Origin of the sequence: Streptomyces synnematoformans (assembly GCF_039531005.1) — a bacterium.
GTDB lineage: Bacteria > Actinomycetota > Actinomycetes > Streptomycetales > Streptomycetaceae > Streptomyces > Streptomyces synnematoformans.
The window spans coordinates 21,072-34,753 of record NZ_BAAAPF010000013.1 but is presented as its reverse complement, the minus strand read 5'-3'; the positions used below and the strand labels follow the sequence as shown (position 1 = coordinate 34,753).

Below are 13,682 nucleotides of genomic sequence, written 5' to 3'. Positions count from 1 at the left end.
CCGGGCTGCGGGCGGACGGCGGGATCAGACCGCGACCAGGTCGCAGACGAAGATCAGCGTCTCGCCCGGCTTGATACGGCCGCCGCCGGCGCCGGCCTCGCCGTACGCCAGGTGCGGGGGGATGGTCAGGCGGCGCCGGCCGCCGACCTTCATGCCCTGCACGCCCTGGTCCCAGCCGGGGATGACCTGGCCGGCACCCAGCTGGAACTGCAGCGGCTTGCCGCGGTTCCAGCTGGCGTCGAACTCCTCGCCGCTGGAAAAGGCGACCCCGACGTAGTGGACGGAGACGGTGTCACCGGCCTTCGCCTCGGGTCCTTCGCCCTCCCACAGGTCCTGGACCTCCAGGTCGGCCGGCGCCGGGCCCTCGGGGAAGTCGACCTCGGGCTTGTCGATGCTCACGGAAGAACACTCCTTGCGCATGAGTGACGGTGACTGGGCTGCCCAGTCTCGCAGACGCCCCCGGCCGGCGGTCCCGCCGCCTCCCCGGGGCGCGAACCGCAGGTCAGATCGTGCCGAGGATGTCGACGACGAAGACCAGCGTCTTCTTCTGCAGCTCGTTGCCCTCGGACTTGCCGTAGCCCAGGTCCGGCGGGATGACCAGCAGCACCCGGTCGCCCACCTTCTTGCCGACCAGCGCCTTGTCCCAGCCCTCGACGACCGAGCCGGTGCCGATCTGGAAGGCGGCCGCGCCGGCGTTGTCCCAGGAGGAGTCGAACTTCTTGCCGTCCTCCCAGGCGTAACCGGTGTACTGGGCGACGAGCCCCTGGCCGGCCTTGACCTCGTCGCCCTTGCCCTTGATGAGGACCTGCTCCTGCAGTTCCTTCGGGGCGTCCTCGCCCTTCGGGATGGTGATCTTCGCGGCCTTGCCCGCCGGGACCTCGATCTCGGGCATGCCCTCGCGCGGCTCGGCGGACTCGCCCTTCAGCTCGGCCTTGGCGTCGACCTTCCCGGCGCCGGCGACGTCGATGACCCAGACCAGGCCGTCGCTCTTCTCGATGCCCGACTCCGGGTTGAGGCTCTCGCCGACGAGCGCGCCCGCGGTGCCCTCGACCAGCAGGCGGCTGCCCACCGTGTGGCCCTCGACGGAGTCGAGGACGTCCGGCGGCAGCGACTGGTTCGGCTCGCCGACCTTGCCCATGAGCTGCGGGTGCACGTCCCCGGCGCTCTGCTGGCCGCCGCCCCCGGCGGGCTGCGCCCAGGTGCTGCCCAGGTCCTGCTCGTCCTTCATGGTCTTGCCGGCGAAGTCCAGCCGGACCTGGTCGCCCTTGGCGACCTTGGCGCCGTCGCCCTTGCTGAGAACCTTGACGACGGCCTCCTCGGACGCCTGCGCGTCGTCCGGGACGTCGAACTTCGGCTCCTCCCCGAAGGCGCCCGTGACCTGGGTCACGGCGCCGGCCTTGCCGCCGTTGTCCGAGTCGGAGGAGTCCTCGGAGCCACAGGCCGCGGCGAACAGCAGGGCGGGCACGACGAGCGCCGCCCCCGTGCGGGTCAGTTTGCGATATGTCATGGGGTCCAACTCGTGTAGGGGGTCCGGGCAGCTCCGGCCACTCTACGGCCTTCGCGCCCGGATCCCCGTCATCACTTCTGTACCGCGGCCGTCGCGTGCCCCGCCTACATTCCGGCGATCAGCTTTTCCACCCGGTCGTCCACGGAGCGGAACGGGTCCTTGCACAGCACGGTCCGCTGCGCCTGGTCGTTCAGCTTCAGATGCACCCAGTCCACCGTGAAGTCGCGGCGCTGCTCCTGCGCCCGGCGGATGAAGTCGCCGCGCAGCCGGGCCCGGGTGGTCTGCGGCGGGACCGACTTGGCCTCGAAGATCTTCAGGTCGTTGCAGACCCGGGCGGCCTGGCCGCGCTTCTCCAGCAGGTAATACAGCCCGCGGCGGCGGTGGATGTCGTGGTAGGCGAGGTCTATCTGCGCGATCCGGGGGTGGGACAGGGTGATGTTGTTCTTCTCCCGGTAGCGCTCGATCAGCTGGTGCTTCATGACCCAGTCGATCTCCGTGCCGACCTTGGCGAGGTCCTGGGAGCGGATCGCCTCCAGCGTGCGCCCCCACAGTTCCAGGACGCGCTCGACGGTGCCGGTGCGGATGCCGCGCCTGTCGCAGAAGTCCACGGCCTTCTCGTAGTACTCCTGCTGCACCTCCAGCGCGGACGCCTCCCGTCCGCTGGCGAGGCGCACCTTGCGCTGCCCGGTCATGTCGTGGCTGACCTCGCGGATGGCCCGGATCGGGTTCTCCAGGGTCAGGTCCCGCATCACCGTGCCGGCCTCGATCATGCGCAGCACGAGGTCGGTGGCGCCGACCTTCAGCAGCATGGTCGTCTCGGACATGTTGGAGTCGCCGACGATGACGTGCAGCCGGCGGTAGCGCTCGGCGTCGGCGTGCGGCTCGTCGCGGGTGTTGATGATGGGCCGGGAGCGGGTGGTGGCGGAGCTGACCCCCTCCCAGATGTGCTCGGCGCGCTGGCTGACGCAGTAGACCGCGCCGCGCGGGGTCTGCAGCACCTTGCCGGCGCCGCAGACCAGCTGCCTGGTGACCAGGAACGGGATGAGGATGTCGGCGAGCCGGGAGAACTCGCCGTGCCGGGCGACCAGGTAGTTCTCGTGGCACCCGTAGGAGTTGCCGGCGGAGTCGGTGTTGTTCTTGAAGAGGTAGACGTCGCCGGCGATGCCCTCCTCGTGGAGCCGGCGCTCGGCGTCCACGAGGAGGCCCTCAAGGATGCGCTCGCCCGCCTTGTCGTGGGTGACCAGCTCGATGACGTTGTCGCACTCGGGAGTTGCGTATTCGGGGTGCGAGCCGACGTCCAGGTACAGCCGTGCGCCGTTGCGCAGGAACACGTTGCTGCTGCGGCCCCAGGAGACGACCCGGCGGAAGAGATAGCGCGCCACCTCGTCCGGGGACAGACGGCGCTGTCCCCGGAACGTACACGTGACGCCGTACTCGTTCTCAAGCCCGAAGATGCGGCGGTCCATGACTGAACATTACGCCTGTCGCTCAGTTTCGAAACCGGGTGCAGCTCCGCCGATTCGATCTTTTTCGACCACCGGCCGCGGGTGGCCGGTCCGTGCCAGAACCCGTACGAACCCGGTCAGCACCACCAGGGCCGCCACCCCGCCGAGGCCGACGACCGCGAAGCCGCCGGTCTCCCCGCCGCGCTCGACGGCGGGGCCGCTGGCCGCGGTGCCGGCCGCGGCGCCGAAGCCGAAGGTCGTCACCAGCCAGGAGAACGCCTCCGTGGCCGTGCCGCGGGGCGCGTGCCCGTCGACGACCACGAAGGAACACGCCAGGGCGGGGGCGAGGAACAGGCCCGCGACGCCGGAGAGCAGCGTCATCGCGGCGGTTCCGGGGGTGAGCAGCAGCGGCAGGTACCCGGCCGCCAGGCCGGCCAGGAGGAGCTGCAGCCGGCGCTCGGCCCGGCCCGGCCACTGCCGGGCGCCGTAGACGACGCCGCCGACCAGGGCGCCGGCGCCGAGCGCGGAGAGGAGGTAGCCGCCGATCGCGTCGTCCCCGCGGGCGTCGGCGTACGCGACGGAGGCCACGGCCGTGCCGCCGAGGGCGACGCCGACGAAGAAGAAGGCGCCGAGGACGACCAGCAGCCCGGGCGACCGCAGCGCGCCCAGCCAGTGGGCCTCGCGCGGCTCGGACCGCCACCGGCGGGCGGGCGGCGAGAGGACCGTCCACAGGGCGCCCAGCACCCCCAGGGCGTTCACCACGAGCAGCGCGGCGGCCTCGGAGGCGGTGCGGACCAGCACGGTGACGACCAGCGGCGCGACGGCGAACATCACCTCCTGTGCCACGGCGTCCAGCGCGTACGCGCCGTGCACGCGGTCCGGGCGCTTCAGCACGCTGGGCCACAGCGCCCGCAGCGCGCCCTCCAGCGGCGGCGTGAGCAGCCCCGCGGCCAGGACGGCGGCGCAGGCCAGCGGCAGCGGCTCGATGCCCACGACGGCGAAGAGGGCCATGGCGGCGGCGGACAGCAGCGCGCTGGGCAGCAGCACGCGCGGCTGGCCGTGGAGGTCGACGGCGCGGCCGAGCAGGGGCTGCCCGACGGCGGTGGCCAGGCCGTAGCCGCCGGAGAGGAGGCCGCCGAGGATGTACGAGCCGCCTTCGGCGCGGACGAACAGCACGATGGCGAAGGCGGCGGTGGCGTTCGGCAGCCGGCCGATCAGCGTCCCGGTGAGCAGCCGGCCGACGTGCCGGACGCGCAGCAACTCGGCGTATCTCCGCAGCACAGTCCCTCCCGAGACGCCGGAGTGTTACGTATAACGCCGTAGGTTATACGTAACACGGGCGAGGGTCGACCCAGTACTCCACGAACACGACGAGGAGGCAGGATGCGGGTCGGACGCGGGGACGGAGGGCACGGCGGACTCCCGGGAGCCGGCGGCACGGCGCCACGGCCGCCCGGCGCCGCCCGCGGCGGCGGCGTGACCAGCCGCGACGTCGCACGCGCCGCGGGCGTCTCGCAGGCGGCCGTCTCCCTCGTCCTCGGCGACAAGTGGCGCGGCCGGGTCTCCGCCGCCAAAGCCGACGCCGTCCGCGCCGCCGCCCGCGAACTCGGCTACCGCCCCAACGCCGCCGCCCGCACCCTGCGCACCGGCGGCACCCGCACCGCGCTCCTCGTCGTCCCCGCCCTCACCAACGAGTTCTTCGCCGGGGTGCACACCGGCGCCGCCCGCGCCGCCGCCGCCCACGACTTCGGCGTCGTCCTCTACCCCTCCCCCGAGGGCATCGGCCCCGCCCCCGACCCGTTCGCCGCCGCGCACACCGCCGTCGACGGCGTCATCGCCTCCTCCATGGCCACCGACGCCGTACAGGCGCTCCGCGGCGGCGGACTCCCGCTCGTCATGCTCGACAGCGACCCCGCCGACCCCGGCGCCGTCGCCACCGTCAACGCCGACGTCGCCGACGGCATGCGGCAGGTCGCCGCGCACCTGCTGGACCTGGGCCACCGGCGGATCACCCACATCGCCGCCGCCATCGACTCCTGGACCTTCACCGCCCGCGGCCGGGCCCTCACCGACGCGCTGGACGCGCGGCCGGACACCCGACTGCGCGTCCAGCGCGCGGAGCTGACCGTCGCCGGCGGGCTGGCAGCGGCACGGCGGGCCCTCACGGGGCCGCCGGCGGCCCGGCCGACGGCGCTGGTGTGCGACGACGACGTGCTCGCCGCGGGCGCCTGCAAGGCCGTACGGCGGCTCGGACTGCGCGTGCCGCACGACGTCTCGGTCACCGGCTTCGACGACCTGGCGCTCGCCACCGCCGTGGAACCGGAACTGACCACGGTGCGGCTCGCCCCGGACACGGTGGGTGCCGCGGGCATGGCGGCACTGCTCGACGCCCTCGCCGGCCGCCGCGCGGGCTCCACGACCGTGCCGGCCCGGCTGACCGTCCGGGACTCGACGGCCCCGGCGCCCGGCACCTAGCCGCCCGCCCGCCACCGGGCGCCGGCGCGGGTACGGCGACGGGCGGGCCCGTGGCAGGGCCCGCCCGTTCGATGCCGTACGGCTATTTCTTCTTCTTGCCGGAGTCCTCGCCCGGCTCCTCCGCGGCGCCGTCCCCGGCGTCCGCGGTGTCGCCGGTCTCGGAGGCGTCCGCGGCCTCAGGGGCGTCCTCGGCGTCCGCGTCCCCGGCAGCGTCCCCGGAGCCGTCGCCGTCCTCCTCCAGCAGCCGGGAGAGCTGCGTGCCGAGAATCCGCCGGAACTTCCGCTGCTGCGACCGGTTGCGGTCGAGGACCGCCACCTCCAGCTGCTTCGACGTCAGCTCCCGCTCACCGCCGTTGTTGTCCCGGGCCAGCGACTCCGCCGCCAGCTTCAGGCCCTCCGCCAGCGTCAGACCCTCGCGGTGCCGCTGGTCGAGATAGCTGCTGATCTGGTCGGCGTTGCCGCCGACGGCCACCGACCCGTGCTCGTCCACGATCGACCCGTCGTGCGGCAGCCGGAAGATCTGGTCGTCGGCGGGGGACTCCCCCACCTCCGCGACGATCAGCTCCACCTCGTACGGCTTCTCCGCACCGCTGGAGAAGATGGTGCCGAGCGTCTGGGCGTAGACGTTCGCCAGACCCCGGGCGGTGACGTCCTCACGGTCGTACGTGTACCCCCGCAGGTCCGCATAGCGGACACCGCCGATGCGGAGGTTCTCGAACTCGTTGTACTTGCCGACGGCGGCGAAGGCGATCCTGTCGTAGATCTCGCTGACCTTGTGCAGAGCCCGGGACGGGTTCTCGGCGACGAAGAGAATGCCGTCGCGGTACTGCAGCACGACCACGCTGCGCCCGCGCGCAATACCCTTGCGGGCGTACTCCGCACGGTCCGCCATGGCCTGCTGGGGTGAGACATAGAACGGTGTCGACACCGGCTTATCCGTCCCTCTCTGCTCGGTGGGAAATCACGTGGGCCCGCGCCGTCAGAGCACGGAGGCGCGCGGGCCGTCGGGCAGCTCCAGCCTGCGGTCGACCACCGAGCGGGCGATCTCGGAGACCTCGGCCTCGGTGAGCCGGCGGAACCCCTCGTCGGTGATGGACGTGACGACGGGGTAGATACGCCGGGTCATGTCGGGCCCGCCGGTGGCGGAGTCGTCGTCCGCGGCGTCGTACAGGGCCTGGACGACGACGGTGGCCGCCTGCTCCTCCGTCAGCTCGTCGGTGAAGAGCTTCTTCAGCGCCCCGCGGGCGAACACCGACCCGGAGCCCACGGTCGCGAAGCCGCGCTCCTCGGTCCGGCCGCCCGTCACGTCGTAAGAGAAGATGCGGCCCTTCTCGCGGGCCGGGTCCCATCCGGCGAAGAGCGGCAGCACGGCCAGTCCCTGCATGGCCATGCCCAGGTTGGACCGGATCATCGTGGACAGCCTGTTGGCCTTGCCCTCCAGCGAGAGCTGCGCGCCCTCGACCTTCTCGAAGTGCTCCAGCTCCAGCTGGAACAGCCGCACCATCTCGACGGCGACACCCGCGGTGCCGGCGATGCCGATGGCCGAGAACTCGTCGGCGGGGAAGACCTTCTCGACGTCACGCTGGGCGATCATGTTGCCCATCGTGGCGCGCCGGTCACCGGCGAGCACGACCCCGCCGGGGAAGGTCACGGCCACGATGGTGGTGCCGTGCGGCGCCTCGACGGCGCCCTGCACGGGCGGCAGCGCGCGGTTGCCTGGCAGGGCGGCCGGGGTGTGCGCACCCAGGAAGTCCATGAACGAGGACGAGCCCGGCGTCAGGAAGGCGGCAGGCAGGCGCCCGATGCTCCGAGGGGTGGCTTCCACACGGTTCCTTCCAGGTAGGCGGCGGCACGGCGTGCCGTCGCGGGGTTGTCCCGCAACTTGCCAATGGCTGAGTTGCAGTTGAAGCACAGCACGCCACGGACCTTACCCGTCCTGTGGCAGTGATCGACGTGGACGGCGGGGGCCGACAGGCAGATCAGGCAGACACCCATCTGCGACGCGATCATCTGGTCCCGCTCGGCCTCGGTGATGCCGTACTGCCGCTTGAGATGGTCCGCACGGCCCTGGACAGCCCGACACGCTTTGCAATAGCTGGAATACCCATCGGACGACGTCGCGTTCCGCCCCCACTGATCGTGGGGCTTCACCTCCTCGCACTGCGGGCAGTACTTGTTCCCTGCAGGCACGACAGCCATTTCGCGAACGGTGCGCCCTTTGGCCGCCTGACGTTGCCGGTAGTACTCAGCAGAACACACACGGCAGTACGCCTGGCGGCCGTCCGGCATCGACCTGTTGCTTGCGAACGCCTCAAGCAGCAGAGCTTTCTGGCACCGCGAGCATTGCTTCCGAACCCCCGATTCGGACATTTACCTACTCTCCACCCTTTTGCACAAACGAGCGCACAAAGTCCTCGGCATTCTCTTCGAGCACATCATCGATTTCGTCGAGAACCGAGTCCACGTCCTCCGACAGCTTCTCCTGCCGTTCCTTCAGGTCCTCGGAGACCTCGGCGTCCTGCGCCTGCTCCTCGACCTCTTCCTGGGACCGCGTGGCCTTCTGCTGACCACCGCCGCTGTCCTTGGTCGCCATTTCCCTCACCCCGCTCGGTGTAGCCCGATGGTCCTGACTGCGTCGCCCTGCAAGATCCGACCCTACAAGCTGGGCCCGACATCGGCCCGGTGCTCTCTCAACGCTCGGAGACCACCCGGATGATTCCCCTCCGCGCCGCCTTTAGCCCGGTCCGTCCCGGCTTCAGCCGCCGGACAGGACCCGTACCAGCTCCTCCGCCGTGCGGCAGCGGTCCAGCAGCTCCTTGACGTGGTTGCGGGTACCCCGCAGGGGTTCCAGCGTCGGTACCCGCTGCAGCGAGTCGCGGCCCGGGAGGTCGAAGATCACCGAGTCCCAGGAGGCCGCGGCGACGTCGTCCGCGTACTGCTCCAGGCAGCGGCCGCGGAAGTACGCCCGGGTGTCCTCGGGCGGGCTCTTCACGGCCCGCTGGACGTCCTCCTCGGCCAGCAGCCGCTTGACGCGCCCGCGGCTCGCCAGGCGGTTGTACAGACCCTTCTCCGGGCGCACGTCGGCGTACTGCAGGTCGACCAGGGCCAGGCGGGCCGCGTCCCAGTCCAGGCTGTCGCGGCGCCGGTAGCCCTCCAGCAGCTCCAGCTTGGCCAGCCAGTCCAGCTCGCCGGAGAGGCTCATGGGGTCGGCTTCCAGCCGGTTGAGGGTGTCCTCCCAGCGGGTGAGCACGTCCTTGGTCTGGTCGTCCGCGTCGGCGCCGTAGCGCTCCTCGACGTATTTGCGGGCCAGCTCGCAGTACTCCATCTGGAGCTGGACGGCGGTGAGCGTGCGGCCGCTGCGCAGCACGACCTGGTGGCGCAGCGTGGGGTCGTGGGAGACCTGGTGCAGGGTGCGCACCGGCTGTTCGACGGCGAGGTCGACGGCGATGAAGTTGTCCTCGATCATGGACAGCACGAGGGCGGTGGTGCCGAGCTTGAGGTAGGTGGAGGTTTCGGACAGGTTCGCGTCGCCGATGATGACGTGCAGCCTGCGGTATTTCTCGGCGTCCGCGTGGGGCTCGTCACGGGTGTTGATGATGGGGCGTTTGAGGGTGGTCTCCAGGCCGACCTCGACCTCGAAGTAGTCGGCGCGCTGGCTGAGCTGGAAGCCGTGTTCGTTGCCGTCCTGGCCGATGCCGACGCGGCCGGCGCCGGCGAAGACCTGGCGGGAGACGAAGAAGGGCGTCAGGTGGCGCACGATGTCCGAGAAGGGGGTTTCCCGCTTCATCAGGTAGTTCTCGTGGCAGCCGTAGGAGGCGCCCTTGTTGTCGGTGTTGTTCTTGTAGAGGTGGATCGGCTGTGCGCCGGGCATCTGGGCCGCGCGTTCCGCGGCCTCGGCCATGATGCGTTCGCCCGCCTTGTCCCACAGGACGGCGTCGCGGGGGTTGGTGACCTCCGGTGCGCTGTACTCCGGGTGGGCGTGGTCGACGTAGAGCCGGGCGCCGTTGGTGAGGATGACGTTGGCGAGGCCGATGTCCTCGTCGGTCAGCTGGCTGGCGTCGGCGGCCTCGCGGGCGAGGTCGAAGCCGCGGGCGTCCCGCAGCGGGTTCTCCTCCTCGAAGTCCCAGCGGGCGCGTCGCGCCCGGTGCATCGCCGCCGCGTAGGCGTTGACGACCTGGGATGAGGTGAGCATGGCATTGGCGTTGGGGTGGCCCGGTACGGAGATCCCGTACTCCGTCTCGATGCCCATTACTCGCCGTACGGTCATGCGGCCCTCCTTGCCCGGTACCGCCCCCGGCCCTGGACGGTACTCAAGTACCGCTGCGTCTGCGGCACGCGTGGTCCCCGCTGCGGCGATACGCTGCGCGACGCGCCGATGGGGAAGAGCCTAGAACGCCTTAGCGGCGGTGGGGAGATCATTACAGTCTTTGCTCCGGTCCGTTTGTGCCCGTGGAAATACGTGTCCGGCTGCGGGCGGCCGTGTGGTGCCCCCCGCAGCCGGATCGCCGCATTTACAGGTACTGACCGGTGTTCGCCACGGTATCGATCGACCGGCCGGTGTCCGCGCCCTGCTTTCCGGTGACGAGGGTGCGGATGAACACGATCCGCTCGCCCTTCTTTCCGGAGATCCGGGCCCAGTCGTCGGGGTTGGTCGTGTTGGGCAGGTCCTCGTTCTCCTTGAACTCGTCGACGCAGGCGGCGAGCAGGTGGGAGACGCGCAGGCCCTTCTGGTTGTGGTCGAGGAAGGCCTTGATGGCCATCTTCTTGGCGCGGTCCACGATGTTCTCGATCATGGCGCCGGAGTTGAAGTCCTTGAAGTACAGCACTTCCTTGTCACCGTTGGCGTAGGTGACCTCCAGGAACCTGTTCTCCTCGGACTCGGCGTACATCTGCTCGACGACGGACTGGATCATCGCGTCGACCGTGGCCTCCGGCGAGCCGCCGTGCTCGGCCATGTCCTCGGCGTGCAGCGGCAGGGTCCGGGTCAGGTACTTCGAGAAGATGTCCTTCGCGGCCTCGGCGTCCGGGCGCTCGATCTTGATCTTCACGTCGAGGCGGCCGGGGCGGAGGATGGCGGGGTCGATCATGTCCTCGCGGTTCGAGGCGCCGATGACGATGACGTTCTCCAGGCCCTCCACGCCGTCGATCTCGGAGAGCAGCTGCGGGACGATGGTGTTCTCCACGTCCGAGCTGACGCCGGAGCCGCGGGTGCGGAAGAGGGAGTCCATCTCGTCGAAGAAGACGATGACGGGGGTGCCCTCGCTGGCCTTCTCCCGGGCCCGCTGGAAGACCAGGCGGATGTGCCGCTCGGTCTCGCCGACGTACTTGTTCAGCAGCTCGGGGCCCTTGATGTTCAGGAAGTAGCTCTTGCCCGCGGGGCGGCCGGTGTGTTCGGCGACCTTCTTGGCCAGGGAGTTGGCGACCGCCTTGGCGATCAGCGTCTTCCCGCAGCCGGGCGGGCCGTAGAGCAGCACGCCCTTGGGGGGCCGCAGCTCGTGCTCCTTGAAGAGGTCGGGGTAGAGGTAGGGCAGCTCGACGGCGTCCCTGATCAGCTCGATCTGGTTGCCCAGGCCGCCGATCTTGGTGTAGTCGATGTCGGGGACCTCTTCGAGGACCAGCTCCTCGACCTCGCTCTTGGGGATGACCTCGTAGACGTACCCGGAGCGGGGCTCCAGCAGCAGGGCGTCGCCGGCGCGGATGGTGGTGTGCAGCAGCGGCTCGGCCAGCCGCACCACCTTCTCCTCGTCGGTGTGCCCCATCACGAGGGCGCGCTCGCCGTCCTCCAGGATCTCCTTCAGGGTGACGATGTCCCCGGAGCGCTCGAACTCCATGGCCTCGACCACATTCAGCGCCTCGTTGAGCATCAGCTCCTGCCCGCGGCGCAGCTCCTCCAGCTCCACGCTGGGGCTGACGTTCACCCGCAGCTTGCGGCCGCCGGTGAAGATGTCGGCCGTGCCGTCGTCGCTCGCCTCCAGGAAGACGCCGAAGCCGGCGGGCGGCTGGGCCAGCCGGTCGACTTCCTCCTTGAGGGCGACGATCTGGTCGCGGGCCTCACGGAGAGTGTTGGCCAGGCGCTCGTTCTGCGCGGACACTCCGGCGAGGTTGGTCTGCAACTCGACGATGCGCTCTTCGAGGATCCTCGTGTGTCGCGGCGAGTCGGCGAGCTTTCGTCGCAGGACGGCGATCTCCTGCTCAAGGTAGGCGACCTGACCGGCAGGGTCTTCGGACCCTCGACCCGGCCGGATGCCGCGGTTGGTGTCGTCGTCGTGGGCTGCCACGGTCCTCACCTCCTCCAAGGGGAGCTGGACGCTTCCTGACCCTACCTGGCCGCGTCCCACTTGAAACCCCTAGATCACAAAGACGGTCGGGGTGCATCCGATCTTCACCCGTGCGCCCGTCCTCACGCCAGGCAAATACCCAATCAGCAACATCGGAAAGCAGCCATTTGTTTCGTCTACAACGCTCAACACCCGCCCAGGGTGCCTGGAATTGCAGCGGGACCACGAGTGGCCTCCCGGCCGTTCCGGCCACCGGCGGGAAGGCGGTGCGGCGTGGGTGCCGGGAGCGGCTCAGACCCGGGTGCCGGGCACCGGTTCCGCGGTCAGGCGGAAGCGGCCGTTCTCCCACGTCCAGGTCACCTTGCGCTGCTTGTCCGGCTTGCTGCGGGGGACGTCGGGCGAGGAGTAGCCGAGGAGGGTGGCCGAAATCTCGTTTTCGCGGACAGCGAATTCCCCGACGCTCATCCCCTCGCCGGGGTCGAGCAGGGTTTCGGTCACGCTCGGTGACTGCCCGGGCTTCGCGGCGGCGGACACCACGTACATCCCGCTGGGCGGGGTGCCGGCGGCGGCGCGGCAGCGCACCACGGCCACGGTCTCGGCGCGGCCGTCGGCGTCGAAGTCGGCCGAGCCGTGCCTGACGACCTCCGGCTCGGTGTCCGCGCAGTCCACCGGGTAGGTGACGGCGGTGGCGTCCGGTCCGGGCGCCGGTCTGCCGGCGTGGCCGCCGGCGCCGTCGTTGCCGGCGGCCACGGTCGGGGGCTGGATGAGCGCGGCGAGGGCGATGGCGCCGGCCATGGCGGCGGCGGTGGCGATCCAGTGCACCGCGCGGGGGTGCGTGTGCGGGAGGTCGGCGCCGGGCAGAGACTGCACGGGTGAGGCTCCTGGGAGGGCTGGGAGGGCCGTGGGGAGGGCAGCATGGTGTCATACCCCGGCCGCCCGCGGAACGGCCCATGCCGCTTCCTGGCTGCTTCCGTGCCCTTCTGTGCCTTCTTCCGTGCTTCCTCTGTGCCGCCGCCGGGCCGCTGCCGGGCTGCCGCCGTGCCGGGTCAGCCCGCCGCGGGCGCCCGCTGGCCGCCGGGGCCGGTGTAGTCCTCCCCGTACGCCCCCTTCGCGGGCCGGCGGCGGCGCAGCGGCGGCTCGACGCCGTCGGCGAGCCTGCGGGCGGTGAGCAGGAAGCCGGTGTGGCCGATCATGCGGTGGTCGGGGCGTACGGCCAGGCCCTCGACGTGCCAGTTGCGCAGCATGGTCTCCCACGCCTGCGGCTCATTGAAGTTGCCGTGCTCGCGGATGGACTCCACGGTGCGGGCCAGCTGGGTGGTGGTGGCGACGTACGCGCAGAGGATGCCGCCGGGCACGAGGGCCTTGGCGACGGCGTCCAGGCACTCCCAGGGCGCGAGCATGTCGAGCACGACGCGGTCGACGTCCGTGTCGGACAGGTTGTCCTGCAGGTCGCCGACGGTGAGCTGCCAGGCGGGGTGCCGGCCGCCGAAGTAGCGCTCGACGTTCTGCCGGGCGACGTCGGCGAAGTCCGCGCGGCGCTCGTAGGAGTGCAGCATGCCGCTGTCGCCGACGGCCCGCAGGAGGAAGCTGGTCAGCGATCCGGAGCCGACCCCCGCCTCGACCACGCGGGCGCCGGGGAAGACGTCGGCGAACGCCAGGATCTGGCCGGCGTCCTTGGGGTAGACGACGGCCGCTCCGCGCGGCATGGACAGGACGTAGTCGGGGAGCAGGGGGCGCAGCGCGAGGTACGGGACGTTGCCCGTGGTGCGCACGACGGTTCCCTCGGGGGCGCCGATCAGCTCGTCGTGCGGGAAGGAGCCCTTGTGGGTGTGGAAGGACTTCCCGGCTTCGAGCGTGAACGTGTAGTGGCGGCCCTTGGGGTCGGTGAGCTGTACCTGGTCCCCGACCTGGAAGGGCCCGCGGCGGCGGGCGGCACCGGTCGGCTCGGACATGCCGCTCAGCCTACCGGCCGGGGGA

The 13,682-nt window shown here is 71.0% G+C and carries 13 protein-coding genes; 1 reads left to right on the top strand and 12 read right to left on the bottom strand.

Going from position 1 to position 13,682, the window contains the following annotated elements; genetic code table 11:
* Positions 1–24 precede the first annotated feature (24 nt).
* The 4 genes from ABD317_RS04885 to ABD317_RS04870 all read right to left on the bottom strand — a co-directional run bounded on the left by ABD317_RS04885 (position 25) and on the right by ABD317_RS04870 (position 4,233).
* Positions 25–399, bottom strand: coding sequence for an FKBP-type peptidyl-prolyl cis-trans isomerase (locus ABD317_RS04885; RefSeq protein ID WP_027757109.1), 375 nt, complete (start codon positions 397–399; stop codon positions 25–27).
* Positions 400–502: 103 nt separating this feature from the next.
* A complete protein-coding gene (locus tag ABD317_RS04880) occupies positions 503–1,507 on the bottom strand; it encodes an FKBP-type peptidyl-prolyl cis-trans isomerase (protein WP_344288172.1) in 1,005 nt (334 codons plus the stop codon).
* 104 nt (positions 1,508–1,611) lie between these two features.
* Positions 1,612–2,973, bottom strand: a complete 1,362-nt coding sequence (gene pafA / locus ABD317_RS04875; protein WP_027757107.1) for a Pup--protein ligase — start codon at positions 2,971–2,973, stop codon at positions 1,612–1,614.
* 9 nt (positions 2,974–2,982) lie between these two features.
* Complete coding sequence (locus ABD317_RS04870) at positions 2,983–4,233, bottom strand: MFS transporter (RefSeq protein ID WP_344288170.1); 1,251 nt, start codon at positions 4,231–4,233, stop codon at positions 2,983–2,985.
* Between the two features lie 102 nt (positions 4,234–4,335).
* On the opposite strand from ABD317_RS04870, the gene ABD317_RS04865 reads away from it, so the two are divergent.
* On the top strand, positions 4,336–5,427 hold the full coding sequence (locus ABD317_RS04865; protein WP_344288167.1) for a LacI family DNA-binding transcriptional regulator: 1,092 nt from the start codon (positions 4,336–4,338) through the stop codon (positions 5,425–5,427).
* A gap of 82 nt (positions 5,428–5,509) precedes the next feature.
* On the opposite strand, the gene prcA is transcribed toward ABD317_RS04865, so the two are convergent.
* The 8 genes from prcA to ABD317_RS04825 form a co-directional block, all read right to left on the bottom strand.
* Entirely contained in the window at positions 5,510–6,355 is an 846-nt protein-coding gene (gene prcA / locus ABD317_RS04860) for a proteasome subunit alpha (RefSeq protein ID WP_344288165.1), read from the bottom strand.
* 51 nt (positions 6,356–6,406) lie between these two features.
* A complete protein-coding gene (prcB, locus tag ABD317_RS04855) occupies positions 6,407–7,252 on the bottom strand; it encodes a proteasome subunit beta (RefSeq protein ID WP_344288163.1) in 846 nt (281 codons plus the stop codon).
* Complete coding sequence (locus tag ABD317_RS04850) at positions 7,204–7,716, bottom strand: endonuclease VII domain-containing protein (protein WP_344288161.1); 513 nt, start codon at positions 7,714–7,716, stop codon at positions 7,204–7,206. Before ABD317_RS04850 ends, prcB begins: the two co-directional genes overlap by 49 nt.
* 85 nt (positions 7,717–7,801) lie before the next feature.
* Positions 7,802–8,020: a ubiquitin-like protein Pup gene (locus ABD317_RS04845; RefSeq protein WP_344288159.1), complete on the bottom strand. Its 219-nt coding sequence runs from the start codon at positions 8,018–8,020 to the stop codon at positions 7,802–7,804.
* Positions 8,021–8,182: 162 nt separating this feature from the next.
* On the bottom strand, positions 8,183–9,694 hold the full coding sequence (gene dop, locus ABD317_RS04840; protein ID WP_344288157.1) for a depupylase/deamidase Dop: 1,512 nt from the start codon (positions 9,692–9,694) through the stop codon (positions 8,183–8,185).
* 244 nt (positions 9,695–9,938) lie between these two features.
* On the bottom strand, positions 9,939–11,705 hold the full coding sequence (gene arc / locus ABD317_RS04835; protein WP_344288155.1) for a proteasome ATPase: 1,767 nt from the start codon (positions 11,703–11,705) through the stop codon (positions 9,939–9,941).
* 291 nt (positions 11,706–11,996) lie between these two features.
* A complete protein-coding gene (locus ABD317_RS04830) occupies positions 11,997–12,575 on the bottom strand; it encodes a hypothetical protein (protein ID WP_344288153.1) in 579 nt (192 codons plus the stop codon).
* Between the two features lie 176 nt (positions 12,576–12,751).
* Complete coding sequence (locus tag ABD317_RS04825; protein WP_344288151.1) at positions 12,752–13,657, bottom strand: tRNA (adenine-N1)-methyltransferase; 906 nt, start codon at positions 13,655–13,657, stop codon at positions 12,752–12,754.
* Positions 13,658–13,682 lie beyond the last annotated feature (25 nt).